The 13,431-nt window shown below is 66.3% G+C and carries 12 protein-coding genes; 4 read left to right on the top strand and 8 right to left on the bottom strand.

Annotated elements, in window-relative coordinates:
• Positions 1 to 8: 8 nt before the first annotated feature.
• Both EU800_RS02690 and eutB read right to left on the bottom strand, forming a co-directional pair.
• Positions 9 to 968 (bottom strand): cyclodeaminase, encoded by a 960-nt coding sequence (locus EU800_RS02690; RefSeq protein ID WP_129628305.1) that lies wholly within the window; start codon positions 966 to 968, stop codon positions 9 to 11.
• Positions 965 to 1,921, bottom strand: coding sequence for a hydroxyectoine utilization dehydratase EutB (gene eutB / locus EU800_RS02685; RefSeq protein ID WP_129628303.1), 957 nt, complete (start codon positions 1,919 to 1,921; stop codon positions 965 to 967). Before eutB ends, EU800_RS02690 begins: the two co-directional genes overlap by 4 nt.
• Before the next feature lie 258 nt (positions 1,922 to 2,179).
• Between eutB and EU800_RS02680 the strand changes: the two genes are divergently transcribed.
• A complete protein-coding gene (locus EU800_RS02680; protein ID WP_129628301.1) occupies positions 2,180 to 2,659 on the top strand; it encodes an Lrp/AsnC family transcriptional regulator in 480 nt (159 codons plus the stop codon).
• Between the two features lie 250 nt (positions 2,660 to 2,909).
• Positions 2,910 to 4,280, top strand: a complete 1,371-nt coding sequence (locus EU800_RS02675; RefSeq protein ID WP_129628299.1) for an aspartate aminotransferase family protein — start codon at positions 2,910 to 2,912, stop codon at positions 4,278 to 4,280.
• 59 nt (positions 4,281 to 4,339) lie between these two features.
• On the opposite strand, the gene EU800_RS27205 is transcribed toward EU800_RS02675, so the two are convergent.
• Both EU800_RS27205 and EU800_RS02665 read right to left on the bottom strand, forming a co-directional pair.
• Positions 4,340 to 4,996 carry a HigA family addiction module antitoxin gene (locus EU800_RS27205; RefSeq protein WP_207209839.1) on the bottom strand — a complete coding sequence of 219 codons (657 nt, stop codon included), beginning with the start codon at positions 4,994 to 4,996 and terminating at the stop codon, positions 4,340 to 4,342.
• A gap of 131 nt (positions 4,997 to 5,127) precedes the next feature.
• Complete coding sequence (locus EU800_RS02665; protein WP_129628297.1) at positions 5,128 to 5,559, bottom strand: DsrE family protein; 432 nt, start codon at positions 5,557 to 5,559, stop codon at positions 5,128 to 5,130.
• 191 nt (positions 5,560 to 5,750) lie between these two features.
• Between EU800_RS02665 and EU800_RS02660 the strand changes: the two genes are divergently transcribed.
• Positions 5,751 to 6,125 carry a glycine zipper family protein gene (locus EU800_RS02660; protein WP_129628295.1) on the top strand — a complete coding sequence of 125 codons (375 nt, stop codon included), beginning with the start codon at positions 5,751 to 5,753 and terminating at the stop codon, positions 6,123 to 6,125.
• A 97-nt stretch (positions 6,126 to 6,222) separates the two neighbouring features.
• Here the strand turns inward: EU800_RS02660 and ngg are convergent, their stop codons facing one another.
• From ngg to EU800_RS02640, 4 genes are all read right to left on the bottom strand, one after another.
• The gene (ngg, locus tag EU800_RS02655; protein ID WP_129628293.1) at positions 6,223 to 7,911 is read right to left on the bottom strand and encodes an N-acetylglutaminylglutamine synthetase; all 1,689 of its coding nucleotides are present in this window, start codon (positions 7,909 to 7,911) and stop codon (positions 6,223 to 6,225) included.
• A complete protein-coding gene (locus EU800_RS02650) occupies positions 7,908 to 9,692 on the bottom strand; it encodes an N-acetylglutaminylglutamine amidotransferase (RefSeq protein ID WP_129628291.1) in 1,785 nt (594 codons plus the stop codon). The genes ngg and EU800_RS02650 overlap by 4 nt, the downstream gene beginning before the upstream one ends.
• A 151-nt stretch (positions 9,693 to 9,843) precedes the next feature.
• Positions 9,844 to 11,094, bottom strand: a complete 1,251-nt coding sequence (locus EU800_RS02645; protein ID WP_129628289.1) for a M20 family metallo-hydrolase — start codon at positions 11,092 to 11,094, stop codon at positions 9,844 to 9,846.
• The gene (locus EU800_RS02640) at positions 11,091 to 11,747 is read right to left on the bottom strand and encodes a DUF1028 domain-containing protein (protein WP_129628287.1); all 657 of its coding nucleotides are present in this window, start codon (positions 11,745 to 11,747) and stop codon (positions 11,091 to 11,093) included. The genes EU800_RS02645 and EU800_RS02640 overlap by 4 nt, the downstream gene beginning before the upstream one ends.
• Before the next feature lie 92 nt (positions 11,748 to 11,839).
• Here EU800_RS02640 and EU800_RS02635 point away from each other — a divergent pair, with 92 nt between their 5' ends.
• The gene (locus tag EU800_RS02635) at positions 11,840 to 13,414 is read left to right on the top strand and encodes an ABC transporter substrate-binding protein (protein ID WP_129628285.1); all 1,575 of its coding nucleotides are present in this window, start codon (positions 11,840 to 11,842) and stop codon (positions 13,412 to 13,414) included.
• Positions 13,415 to 13,431 lie beyond the last annotated feature (17 nt).

The raw sequence follows: 13,431 nt of genomic DNA, 5'->3' as shown, positions 1-13,431 counted from the left end.
TGGGCTCCTCAGGAAAACGCGGCGAGCGCGTGGGTGGCGATGGCCGTGTCCTGCACGCCCGTGCCGGTCAGGTCGGCAATGGTAATCTGGTCGGGGTCGCTCCGGCCGGGGCGGCGGCCGGTGACGATCTCGCCGAGCTCCGGAGGCGTCAGGGCGGTGTCCATCGTCCCGGCGGCGAGCGCTGCGCGCAGCTCGCCCAGTGCCTGCGTCTGGCTCAGGCGATCGGCGACATAGAGGTCGGCGCGGGCGAGGCAGCGCGGGTCGAGCTCGTTCTTGCCGGCCTGATCACTGCCCATGGCGGTCACGTGCTGGCCCGGTCGCAGCCAGTCGGCTTGCAGGATCGGCTCGGTGGCGGGCGTGGTGGTAACGAGGATATCGGCGAAGCCGGCGGCCTCGGCGGGATCGGCGGTGGCACGCGCAGAAAACCCGTCTTCGGTGACGGAATCGGCCAGTGCCTGCGCCCGGGCCGGGTCGCGCGCCCAGATCACCGCGTCGGTAACTGGCCGCACCAGGCGCAGCGCCTGAAGTTGCAGGCGCGCCTGAACTCCTGCGCCGAAGATCGCGGCGCGGCTTGCATCTGCACGTGCGAGGTGCCGAGCCGCAACCCCGCCCGCCGCCGCCGTACGCAGATCGGTCAGGTAGCCGTTGTCGAGCAGCACCGCGCGCACCTGCCCCGTCTCGGCTGAGAGCACCACCATCAGTCCGGAGGTAGAGGGCAGGCCCTTCGCCGGGTTGTCGAAAAAACCCGGCGAGATCTTGACCGCAAATCCCGACAATCCGGGCACATAGGCGGTCTTCACGTCGAGCTCGCCGTTCACGTCCGGCATATGCATGGACAGGATCGGCGGCATCACCACGCCGCCGTCCGCCAGCGTGGCAAAGGCCCTCTCGACCACGTCGACAGCGCGCAGATCAAGCGGCAGCCGTGCGCGCAGCTCCGCCTCGTGCAGGATGACGATATCGCTCATCTCTCCTCCGCTACTATGGCCGCGTGGCGGGCCGGGTCGATGTTTCTTCCCGACAGGAGCAGCACCAGCGGCACCTGCCCCGCAACGAGCCGTCCGGCCAGGATCGCGCCGGCGCCGACGGCAGCCGCGCCCTCGACCATTTCCCCGTCCGCTATGGCGAGGTGGCGGATGCCGGCGGCAATCTCATCCTCGCCCAGCAGGATGACCTCGTCCACCAGGTCGCGGCAGAGCGCGAAAGTGAGACGGTTGTCGAGCCCGATACCGCCGCCGAGACTGTCGGCCAGCGTTTCGACTTCCTCCACGGTGACGGGGTGGCCGGCCGCGAGGCTGGCGGCCATGGCCGCGCCGCGCGCCATGCTGATGCCGATGATGCGTATGTCGGGGCGGCGGTGCTTTGCCGCCAGCGCCACGCCCGCCAGGAGCCCGCCTCCCGAGAGCGGGATGGCGATGGCGCCGGCCTCCGGGATCTGGTCGAGGATCTCCAGCCCCAGCGTTCCCTGTCCGGCGATCACGTCGGCGTGGTCGAAAGGCGGGATCATGGCGAAGCCCTCCTCCCGCTCCAGGCGCCGCGCCTCCTCGAAAGCCTCGTCCTGCGTCGCGCCGATCACCCGCGCTTCCGCTCCGAGATCGGCGATCGCGTCGAGCTTGTTCTGCGGCACCAGCCGCGAGACGCAGATCACCGCCGGCAGGCCCACGGCGCGCGCCGCATGGGCGAGTGCGCGCCCGTGGTTCCCGGTCGAGGCGGTCGTGACACCGGCCACCTTTCCCAACCGAGCGACGGCGTTGGCCGCCCCGCGCAGCTTGAAGGCGCCGGTTTTCTGGTGGTGTTCGCATTTCAGCCAGACCGGACCGCCCGCGAGTTCCGACAGGCTGGGCGATGGCTTGACCGGGGTCACGCGGACCGTGTCCCGGACCCGGTCCGCCGCCGCCGCGATGTCCTCCGGCGTCACCATGTGCCGGCCCCGCGGCGAAGCGGTTTCTGTGAACTGCCGGGGTTCCGCTCTGCCCGAGCCCGTTCCCAAGAGACGGGAACGGCGCATCGTGCCGGAAGGCCGGGCGTCCGGTTTCGATCGCAATTTGTCCCGGCACGGCCGTCTCTCTGTGAGACATCGTTTCGAGAGAGCGGCCAATGCGACATGACGTAAGGATTCACTCAGGATCGGCGTCTTGTCCAGATTGACATTCCCGTGGCCTCCGGGAACAAGCGATCCATGCCTCCCCTTCGCCTCGACGCCCGCGACATCGCGATACTGGCGACCCTGTCGCGTGAGGGCCGTATCGCCAAGACCGAGCTCGCAGCGCGGGTCAACCTGTCGCCGACGCCCTGCTGGGAGCGCATGAAACGGCTGGAAGACGCTGGCCTGATCCGTGGATACCGGGCCGAGATCGACCTCGCCGGTCTGGGCGCGCATGTACAAGTCTTCGTCACCGTCGAACTGGAAAGCCACCGTTCCGAGAGCTTCCGGGTCTTCGAGAGCGTGGTCGGGCGCATGGACGAGATCATCGGCTGCTGGGCGATCGGCGGTGGCTACGACTACCTGCTCCATATCGTGGAACGCGACATTGAGAGCTTCCAGGCGCTGATGGACGGGCTACTCGAAAGCCGCGCCGGCGTGCAGCGTTACTTCAGCTACATCGTCACCAAGTCGATCAAGGACGTGCCACCCGCTCTCGGGCTCCTGCGCGGCTAGGTCCGACACCGCACCACGCCGCGCCGACAGACGGGTTTTCCGTCCGACCACCGCAAAAAAAGAGAAACTCTCTGTCGGGATACGGGAAGCCCGGAGAATTCTCTCGGCGTTTTCCGGCAGTATGACGGCAAACGGAGGGAGACGCCGACAGGCGACCCGTCGTCTTGATTGACTTTGCGGACAATCGGATTCGGCTTGATGCCGGAGGGGGCACTTGTGCCGGGCGCGACCGAGGATGAAAGGACTGGACATGCTGACGAATGACGAACTGGCGAAATGGGACCGCGAGAGCTTCTTTCACCCCTCGACCCATCTGGGGCAGTTCGCCCGTGGCGAGGCTCCGCAACGGATCGTCACGGGTGGCGAGGGTGTCTTTATCACCGATCGCGACGGCAACCGCCTGCTGGATGGGTTTGCCGGGCTCTATTGCGTCAATGTTGGTTACGGCCGGCAGGAGATCGCGGAGGCGATCGCCACGCAGGCGCGCGAGCTGAGCTATTACCACGCCTATGCCGGCCATGGTTCGGAGGCCTCGATCACGCTCGCGAAGATGGTCATGGACCGGGCGCCGGACCACATGGCGCGGGTGTATTTCGGGCTCGGCGGCTCGGACGCGAACGAAACCAACCTCAAGCTCGTGTGGTACTACAACAACATTCTCGGCCGGCCGCAGAAGAAGAAGATCATCTCGCGCTGGCGCGGCTATCACGGCTCCGGGCTGATGACGGGCTCGCTGACAGGGCTGGACCTGTTCCACACGAAATTCGACCTGCCGTTGGCTCCGATACTCCATACCGAGGCGCCATATTTCTTTCGCCGGTCGGACCTTGCCATGAGCGAGGCCAATTTCGTCGCCCATTGCGTGGAGCAACTGGAACAGATGATCGCTCGCGAGGGCGCAGACACCATTGCCGCCTTCATCGGCGAGCCGGTTCTGGGAACCGGTGGAATCGTTCCGCCGCCTGCCGGCTACTGGCCGGCGATCCAGCAGGTGTTGGACCGGCACGACATCCTGCTGATCGCCGACGAGGTGGTAACCGGGTTCGGCCGCCTTGGCAGCTTGTTCGGTTCCGAGCATTTCGGGATGAAGCCGGACCTAATCACCAGCGCCAAGGGATTGACCTCGGCCTACGCGCCGCTCTCGGCGTCGATCGTCAGTCAGCGGATGTGGGAGGTTCTTGCGCGCGGAACCGACGAGAACGGCGTCATGGGCCATGGCTGGACTTATTCGGCGCACCCGATCGGCGCGGCGGCCGGCATCGCCAATCTCACGCTGATCGACGAGCTGGGGCTTGTGAAGAACGCGGCTGAAACGGGCGCCTATCTCAACAACGCCATGCGGGCCGCCGTGGGAGACCACGCCAATGTCGGCGAGGTTCGCGGCGAAGGCATGCTCTGCGCCGTCGAACTGGTCGCCGATCGGGACACGCGCAGCTTCTTCGATGCGTCCCAGGGCATGGGCGCGAAGGTGGTTGCGGCGATGCTGGAGCGTGGCGTGATCGCGCGGGCCATGCCGCAGGGCGACATCATCGGCTTCGCACCGCCGCTGTGCCTGTCGAAAGCCGAAGCGGACCAGATCGTGGAGGCGACACGGGCGGCCATCGAGGCCGTTCTCGGGTAGCGCCGCAGGTCGAGCGCTTGCCGGAAATGCACCATGCGCGGTTCCGGCCGTGGTTCCCGTTATCCGAGGGATGTCCTGGGTTGGATGTCCCGACGGATCTGATCGCCGACACTGTGGCGGGTGCGCTCGAGGTCGTGCTCGACCTGAAGGTGTACCCAGAAATCCGACGCCGTGCTGAAGTAGCGTGCGAGACGTAACGACAGTTCCACGCCGATTGGTCGGTTGCCGGACAGCACGTCCTTGATCGTGCCCTCCAGGACGCCGATCCGCGCCGCCAGGTCGGCCGGCGCAATGCCGAGCGGCTCGAGATATTCCTTGCGCAGAACCTCGCCCGGCGGCGGGCAGAGGAATACCGGCGCCTCCGGTTCCGAATGCGGTGCAATCTGGATCTCGGTCGCAAAGCCCGCGGCCTTCCAGGCCACGAGCCCACCGACCATGTGAGCGACGTCCGTGTGCCCTTCCTTCAGCAGCATCTTGCCCGCCGCCTCCGAGCGTTTTCCGACCGCACAATGCAGCACGACCTTTTTGCCCGGAACCTGCGGGAAAGTCTCCGGATCGAAGCTCGACATCGGCAGCAACAGCGCTCCTGAGATATGCTCGATCTCGTATTCCGACGTCTCGCGGACATCGACCAGAAGGATCTGGTTGCCCTCGAGCCAGTCGTGGATCTGATGAACCTCGACGGGGGTAACCGTCGCCTGCGTTGCCTCTGACATTGCGCGCTTCCCTTTCCCATCAGGCGCGGCGGGGGGCCGCCGGCCATTCGGCCAGTCTCTTCCCCGGGCGCGTGATTTTCAACTGGGGCCGTGCCGGCCGACAGGCGGTCGTCCCGCCGGCCGGACCTCGGTCAGGGTCTCACATAGCTGAAGCCCTGCTCCTGCAACTCGACCAGCCGAGCCACGCCCGAAGGTACGACCTGGGCCTCCTCCACCAGTGAAACGGGGGCCCCGGTCTTCTTCTCGATGTTCTGGATCGTGTTGCCGCAGGCCGAGAATGTCAGGTTTTCCATCTCGAGACCCATGGTTGAGATCCGGTCCCGCACCGGTGACTTGTCGGCCATGAGCATGAGCAGTCCCGGCCCGTAGGCGACCAGTTCGACCTCCACGGTGTCGCCCATCTCCTCGTAATAGGCGTTGAGATTCTGAACGTTGTTCAGCGCCATGTTCAGCACCTGCGGGTCGTTCTGGTCGACATGGATCGCCACCTTGTGCACCATACCCTCGGCAAACGCGCCGGTGGCCAGCAGGCACAGGCCGAGCGCGGTCAGTATCGTCTTCATGGATGTCCTCCCATCTGTTCGCAGGGAGAGCGTAGGCCGCAACGCGCGAAAAGAGCAAGGTCACGCTCGTGGGTCAGTCGTCCCGTTGATGAATTGTTGTCGCGGAGTCCAATCCCGCGCTAAAAGGGCTGAGCGGACCATCGACCGGGCCGCCAGAGCAAAAAAAATCATAACTGACGAAAGGGCCTTCCATGCGCCTCGCCAAATCCATCTCCACTCTCGCTCTCGCCGGCCTCACAGCCGCCTGCGTTAACTCGGGCTCAAGCTATCAGCCGGTGATCGACGGGGCGGTCGGGCCGAACTATTCCAACGACCTCGCAGCCTGCCAGTCGCTCGCCGAGCAGCAAGGCGCGTTCGCGCCCAGCACCGGCGGGCAGATGCTCGGCGCGGCTGCCGTCGCCGCCGGCGGAACCGCGCTCTTTGCCAACCAGGGCACGAATGTCCGCGACGCCGCCCTGATCGGCGCCGGCGCCGGTGCCGTTTCGGGCGCCGTCGACCAGCAGCGGCGCAAGGAAACCATTATCGCCAACTGCATGCGTGGCCGCGGCTACAACGTCGTCCGCTGATTTCAGAACGGCAGAATCGGGAAGCGGGCCCGCCGGCCCGCTTCTCTCCAGTACGTGAAGATCTCATTCGGGGCGACGCGGCAGCGCCGCGCCATGCCTACTCGGAGAGATAGGCCGCTTCGCTCGCCACCGTCATCGGGAACAGCAAGTCAATGAACCGCTGCGCCGTTGGCTGCGGCTCGTGATTGGCCAGTCCCGGCCGCTCGTTCGCCTCGATGAAGATATAGTCGGACTGCCTCGGGCTCCGGACGATGAAGTCGATTCCCGTCACCGGAATTCCAATCGCACGGGCGCATTTGATCGCCGCGTCGATAAGCGCTGGGTGGGTCTCCTCGGTAACGTCGAGGATCAGGCCGCCGGTATGCAGATTCGCGGTCTTGCGCACCGTGACCTCGGTGCCTTTCGGTACCACGTCGTCATAGCCGAAACCGGCCATGGCGAGGCAACGCTCGGTCTCCGCGTCGCAGGGAATGGTGCTCTCGCCGCCGGTTTGGGCCGCGCGGCGACGGCTTTGGGTTTCGATGAGTTCGCGCGCGGTATGTGTGCCGTCGCCGGTGATCATCGGGCGGCGACGGATCGCGGCGGCGACGACCTTGTAGTCGATCACAACGAGGCGCAGGTCCTCACCATCGAGATAGCTCTCGACGATGATGTCGGAACAGACATTCCGCGCCCGTTCCACGGCCGCCTCGACCTCCTCGGGTGTGCGCAGGTCGACCGAGACACCGTCGCCCATCTCGCCGCGGGCCGGCTTGACCACCACGGCGCCGTGCTCCGCGAGGAAGGCCGCGCGCGCCGCGGGGCTGTCCTCGGGGGCCTGTTCGGCGGTCCGCACTCCCGCTGCGGAGACGATCCGCCGCGTCACCCGCTTGTCGTCGCAGATCGACATGGCGACGGCGCTGGTCAACTCGCTCAGCGCCTCGCGGCACTTGATCCGCCGCCCGCCCATCTGCAACTCGAAAAGCCCGGCCTCGGCGTCGATCACCTCGACGAAGATCCCACGCCTGCGGGCCTCCTTGACGATGATCTGCGCATAGGGGTTCAGGCCGTCGGTCTCGTAGTCGCCGACGAAGAGCGGCTCGTTGATCGGGTTCTTGCGCTTGATCGTGAAGGCCTGGAAGCGCTCGAAGCCGAGCTTCTCGTAGAGCTTCATCGCCTCGGAGTTGTCATGCAGCACCGAGAGATCCATTGTCGTCGCGCCGCGCGCGCGGAACTCCTCGGCAAGCCGGCGCACCAGTGCCTTGCCGATGCCGGGATAGCGCGCATGCGGCGAGACGGCGAGGCACCAGAGCGATGCGCCGTGGTCGGGGTCGCCCCAGGAGAGCTTGTGGTCCACGCCCATGACCGTGCCGAGGATTGTGCCGGTCTCGTCCTCCTCGGCCACCAGAACGGTAATCGCGCGGGCGTCGCGGTTCGACCAGAAGAAATGCGGCGGGACCTCGACCATGCCATGCGCGGCATAGATCGTGTTGATAGCCTCGGCGTCTCTCTCGGTCGTCAGCCGGCGGATCGAGAGTCCAGGTAGGCGCTGCTCCGCAGGTTCGAAGGCGGTGAGGTCGAGTCGGAAAGAGATCGAAGGGTCGAGAAAGAGCTCCTGCGGTGCTTCGGCGAGGACCACTTGCGGGTCCTCGACATAGAAGGCGATGTCGCGCCGAGTGTGTTGCTCGGCCGCAAGCGTCGTCGCCAGCGCCTTCGGGTCGTCGAATGTGTTACCAAAGATCAGCCGGCCCCAGCCGCAATCGATGCTGGCATTCTCGGTCGGCGCCGGGTGGCTGTCCTGGGTCATCCCTCGATCCCCTGTGCCTGAAGCCACAGTTCCAGCATTGCAACCTGCCAGAGTTCGGAGCCGCGCAGGCGGGTGATGTGCGCCTTGGGATCAGCGAAGAGCTTGTCCAGGTAGTCTTGCTTGAAGAGGCCACGTGCCCGGGCCGCCTCGTTGGTGAGTGCACCGCGAACCATCTCGAGATAGGGACCCTCGAGGTATTTCAGCGCCGGGACCGGGAAATAGCCCTTCGGCCGGTCGATGACCTCCGTCGGAATCACCCGGCGCGCCGCGCGCTTGAGGATGCCCTTGCCGCCATCGGCAAGCTTGTGGCGCGACGGGATGCGTCCGGCGAACTCGACCACCTCGTGGTCGAGGAAGGGCACCCGCGCCTCCAGCCCCCATGCCATTGTCATGTTGTCCACCCGCTTCACCGGGTCGTCCACCAGCATGACATTGGTGTCCTGGCGCAGGGCCTTGTCGACCGGATCATCGGCGCCCGGCATCGCGAAATGCGCCTCCACGAAGGCGCGGCTCTCGTCCTTGTCCGCCATGTAGTCGGCATTCAGGTGCTCGCCGAGACGCGCATGGGTGCGGTCGAAGAAGGCGTCGGCATAGGCCGAGACCGGGTCATTGGCGTCGGCGAGCGGCGGGTACCAGTGGTATCCACCGAACACCTCGTCGGCTCCCTGGCCCGACTGCACGACCTTGATCGTCTTGGAGACCTCGCGCGACAGAAGGTAGAAGCCGATATTGTCGTAGGAGACCATCGGTTCGGACATCGCGCGTATGGCGTGGGGCAGGTTTTCCCGCATCTCCGCCGAGGGGATCATCAGCTTGTGGTGCTTTGTGCCGTAATGCTCGGCGATCAGGTCGGAATACTTGAACTCGTCGCCCTTCTCGCCATGCGCCGCCTCGAAGCCGATCGAATAGGTGGCAAGATCCGCCTGGCCCTCTTCGGCCAGCAGTCCGACGATCAGCGAACTGTCGACGCCGCCCGAGAGCAGCACGCCCACCGGCACGTCCGCGACCATCCGGCGGCGGACCGAGGCGCGAAGTTCGTCGAGCAGCAGTTCCTCCCAATCCTCGGCGCTGCGCGTCGCGTCCTCGGCGCTGCGTTCGAAGCTCGGGGTCCAATATTGCCGCTCGGAGGCCACAGAGCCGTCCGCGTCGAGGATCCGGATAGTCGCCGGGGGCAGCTTGCGGACGCCAGCGAGGATCGTTCGCGGCGCGGGCACCACCGCGTGCCATGTCATGTAGTGGTGCAACGCCACCCGGTCGATCGACGTGTCGATCCCGCCCGCGCGCAACAGCGCCGGCAGCGTCGACGCAAAGCGCAGCCCGTTGCCGGTCTCGGCATAATAGAGCGGCTTGATGCCGAAGCGGTCGCGGAACAAGATCGTTCGGCCACTCTCGCGCTCGCGGATCGCCACGGCGAACATGCCGTTGAGCTTCGGGATGGCGTCGCCGCCCCATTGCGCCCAGGCCTTCAGAACCACTTCGGTATCGCCATGCGAAGCGAACCTGTGCCCCTTCGCTTCCAGCTCGGCACGGATTTCCTTGTAGTTGTATATGCAGCCGTTGAAGACGATGGTCAGCCCGAGATCGGTGTCGACGAAGGGTTGCGCACCGGCCTCGGAGAGGTCGATGATCCTCAGCCTGCGGTGCCCGAAGGCCCAGTCCCCGCGCGCCACGACGCCGGAACTGTCGGGGCCGCGCGGCGCCAGACAGTCGGCCATTGCCGCTACCGCATCGACATTTGCCGGGCTTCCGTCAAAAGTTATCTCGCCGCAAATGCCGCACACAGGTTCTTCCTTTCATCCGTTGATCGTTGGGGCGGAACCTAAGGAGGCGCACCCCGGAGGTCAAACGGATGCCCGGAAGGCGCAATCCCTGCGCGGAATCGTGCAGGAAGCGGGTCCTCCCGTGCCTCCGTCTGACTGTCGCCCGCGCGCGTCATGAGGATCGGGAAGCGGCTCCTTGCGTGTCGGTTGCGGCAAGCCCCCGCAGGACATTGACGAGGACACCGACGGCGCATCCCATGTCCTCCGGCGCCGCATATTCGTCCGGGTGGTGGCTGACGCCCTCGCGGCAGCGCACGAAGAGCATCGCCATCGGGCAGAGATCGGCGATCGCAGAGGCATCATGCGTGGCGCCCGACATCAGTCGGAGCGGCCGCACCCCGGTGGCTGCGACTGCTGCCTCTAGCGCGTCCTGCAACTCCGGCGCGCAGGCCTTGGCGGGCTGCTGGTAGGTGCGCTCCATCCGGAGCGCGCAGCCGCGCCGGTCCGTCGCCTGCCGTGCCACCTCCGCGACTCGGGAGGCAACCTCGGCGCGGATCACGTCCTCTGCCGAGCGCAGCTCGATCGTCGCGACGACTTCTGCCGGCACCGCGTTCACCACATTCGGGGCGACTTCCAGATGCCCGATCGTGCCGACCGCGTTCTCGGTCTCGCCGCAGATCCGCTCGACCCCGGTCACCAGCTCCGCCGCCGCGCAGAGCGCATCCTTGCGCAGCGTCATCGGTGCGGTGCCAGCATGGGCGGCGCGGCCGGTGATCGTCACCGCATGGCGCTCGATCCCGGCGATCGCGGTGACGATGCCGACGGGAAGGTCTTCGGCCTCGAGCACCGGGCCCTGTTCGATATGGGTCTCGAGATAGCCCATGACCGAACCCGGAGCGCGGGCGATGCTCCCAATGGCCGCCGGATCTCCGAAGCCCTCGAGCGCCTCGCCGAGCCGCAGGCCGGAGCGGTCTGCCATGTCGAGCACGGCCGGGTCGAGCGTGCCGGCAAGGGCGCGCGGTCCGATCAGCGCGGTGGGAAACCGAACGCCCTCCTCGTCGGCGAAGCAGAGCACTTCGACGGCGAAGGGCAGGGGGGTGTCGTGGAGTTGCTCCAACGCCAGAACCGGCAGCAGCACCCCCATGATGCCGTCATAGGCGCCGCCACCGCGGACCGAATCCTGGTGCGAGCCGAGCAGGAATGTCGGGGCATCGGGCGTCGCGCCCTCGCGCCGGCCGATCAACGTGCCGGCCGCGTCGCGATGCGTGTCGAGCCCGGCGGCCTGCATCCAGCCCGCGATCAGGTCGTTCGCATGTGCATGTTCCGGGGTGAAGGGCAGGCGGGTCACGCCGGGGCCCGGTTCAGATATCGTCGCGGCCTTCGCGAGCATCGCGGCGGCGCGGTCTCCGATCGTCTCGTTCATGTCGTGAAAGGCTTTCGTCTTGTGGGAAGTGTGTCGAGCCAGGCGGCGTAGCCGGTCGCCCGAGTGCGATCGAGGAGGTCCGCCAGCCTGTCCACCGGCGCAGCGTCGAAATCGACCCGCAGGTCCAGCGGCGGCGCGTCCTCAGCGAGCACCAGAAGCGCCGCCGAGAAGGTCCCCCGCCGGTCGCTGCCTGCGGCCATGCCGGCCCGGAGCGCGGCAACCAGCCTGTCGGCGAAGGGTCGGCCGGGCGCGGCGAATGTCTCCGCGGCGCGCTCGATCACCGCGCTGGAGGCCAGCCAGTTGCCGGCGACGACCCACCCGGGTGCCGCGAGATGGCCGGTGAAGGGGAGGTTGTCCGCGCCGTCATGGACGGCGGTGGCGCCGTGCCGGTCGAGAACCGCGAGCTGGCGCGTCTCGCGTCCGGGATCAGTACCGACCACCGCGGACAGCGCCTCGCCGGCGCTCGCGCCGCCGGCAAGATGCGCCAGCGTGTCCTCGCCCCAGAGCGTCGACGGCGTGTGCCCCTGCGAGGCGCTGAGCCCGAATCGGGCATCGCCCCGCAGCACCCAGGCGCCGACGCAGAGGTTCCCGGTCACCGCAGCGCCGCCAAACGCGCCTGTCTCCGGGTCGCGTGCAAGCAGGGAAAAGGTCATGCGCATCCTCCTTTCCCTGCCATATCACAAAACCCCTTGGGACACATAATTTCTCATGATAAATTGCTAACAACCAAAAAAGGGAGATAAAGATGACGATCCTTCCGATGACGCGCCGCGCCGTCAGCGCGTTGGCGCTTGCAGCGATGACCGCCTCGATCGGCCTGCCGACCCTCGCCCAGACCCCTCCGGGCGTTCTGGTGGTGGGGCAGATCGCCGAGCCGAAGTCGCTCGACCCTGCCGCGGTGACGGCGGCGAACGACTTCCGCATCCTGCTGAACGTCTATGACGGCCTCGCCCGCTACAAGGCCGGCACGCTGGAGCCGGAGCCGGCGCTGGCGGAAAGCTGGGACATTTCCGACGACGGCACCGTCTACACCTTCCACCTGCGCTCGGGCGTCAAGTTCCACGACGGCAGCGATTTCAATGCCGAGGCGGTGAAGTTCAATTTCGACCGGATGCTGGACGAAAATCATCCCTACCACGACACCGGACCTTTCCCGCTCTCGTTCTTCTTCTCCTCGGTCGAGGAAGTGACGGTGATCGATGACCTGACCGTCGAGTTCAAGCTCTCCGAACCCTACGCGCCCTTCATGGCCAATATCGCCTATGCGACGGGCCTTATCGTCTCGCCCGCAGCCGTCGAGCAATACGGCAAGGATTTCGGGCGCCATCCCTCCGGCACGGGCCCCTTCAAGTTCGTCGAGTGGCGCTCGAACGAGGCCGTCGTGGTGGAGAAGAACCCGGACTACTGGGACGGTGCCCCGCCGCTTGAAGCGGTGATCTTCCGCCCGATCACCGACGCCAACACCCGCACCGCCGAGATGCTCTCGGGCGGGATCGACGTGATGGTGGAGGTGCCGCCGGATGCGCTCTCCGAGTTCGAGAACGACCGCTACAAGCTGCTCGAGGCCGCCGGACCGCATGTCTGGTTCCTGATCCTCAACGCCAAGGAAGGCCCCTTCGCCGATGTCCGCGTTCGCCAGGCGGCGAATTACGCGATCAACAAGCAGGCGATCGTCGACAACGTCCTGGAAGGCACCGCCGAAGTTGCCGCCGGCCCGACTCCGCCGGCCTTTGGCTGGGCCTATAATTCGGATCTCGATCCCTATCCCTATGACCCTGAGAAGGCGAAAGCGCTTATCGCCGAGGCCGGCGCTGAAGGTGCCGAACTCACCTTCTACGTCACCGAAGGGGGTTCGGGCATGCTCGATCCGGTTCCGATGGGCACCGCGATCCAGGCCGATCTCGAAGCCGTCGGGCTCGACGTGAAGATCGAGACCTACGAATGGAACACGTTCCTCGGCGAGGTGAATCCCGGGCTTGAGGGCAAGGCGGACATGGCCGAGATGGCCTGGATGACCCAGGACCCCGATACCCTACCGTTCCTCGCGCTCCGCACCGCCGCCTGGCCCGAGCAGGGCGGCTTCAACTCGGGCTATTACTCAAACCCGAAAGTGGACGAGCTGCTTGAAAAAGCGCGCGTTTCCACCAGCCAGGACGAGCGCGCCGCGCTCTACAAGGAGATGCAGGCCATCGTTCAGGAAGAAGCACCTTGGGTCTTCGTTGCCAACTGGAAGCAGAACGCGGTCACTTCTGCTAATGTCGAGAACCTGCAGCTCGAACCTTCGTTCTTCCTGATCCTGCGGGACGTGGCCAAGAACTGACCCCAGCCGTGGCAGGC

Source organism: Tropicimonas sp. IMCC6043 (assembly GCF_004146235.1).
Lineage (GTDB): Bacteria > Pseudomonadota > Alphaproteobacteria > Rhodobacterales > Rhodobacteraceae > Tropicimonas.
Note: the sequence above shows the minus strand (reverse complement) of the source record. Positions and strands in the feature narration are given on the sequence as shown.

Bases quoted from the DNA above. Each gene is read 5' to 3' on its own strand.
- EU800_RS02690 (WP_129628305.1), bottom strand. From the start codon at position 968: ATGAGCGATATCGTCATCCTGCACGAGGCGGAGCTGCGCGCACGGCTG.
- eutB (WP_129628303.1), bottom strand. From the start codon at position 1,921: ATGGTGACGCCGGAGGACATCGCGGCGGCGGCGGACCGGGTCCGGGAC.
- EU800_RS02680 (WP_129628301.1), top strand. From the start codon at position 2,180: ATGCCTCCCCTTCGCCTCGACGCCCGCGACATCGCGATACTGGCGACC.
- EU800_RS02675 (WP_129628299.1), top strand. From the start codon at position 2,910: ATGCTGACGAATGACGAACTGGCGAAATGGGACCGCGAGAGCTTCTTT.
- EU800_RS27205 (WP_207209839.1), bottom strand. From the start codon at position 4,996: ATGTCAGAGGCAACGCAGGCGACGGTTACCCCCGTCGAGGTTCATCAG.
- EU800_RS02665 (WP_129628297.1), bottom strand. From the start codon at position 5,559: ATGAAGACGATACTGACCGCGCTCGGCCTGTGCCTGCTGGCCACCGGC.
- EU800_RS02660 (WP_129628295.1), top strand. From the start codon at position 5,751: ATGCGCCTCGCCAAATCCATCTCCACTCTCGCTCTCGCCGGCCTCACA.
- ngg (WP_129628293.1), bottom strand. From the start codon at position 7,911: ATGACCCAGGACAGCCACCCGGCGCCGACCGAGAATGCCAGCATCGAT.
- EU800_RS02645 (WP_129628289.1), bottom strand. From the start codon at position 11,094: ATGAACGAGACGATCGGAGACCGCGCCGCCGCGATGCTCGCGAAGGCC.
- EU800_RS02640 (WP_129628287.1), bottom strand. From the start codon at position 11,747: ATGACCTTTTCCCTGCTTGCACGCGACCCGGAGACAGGCGCGTTTGGC.
- EU800_RS02635 (WP_129628285.1), top strand. From the start codon at position 11,840: ATGACGATCCTTCCGATGACGCGCCGCGCCGTCAGCGCGTTGGCGCTT.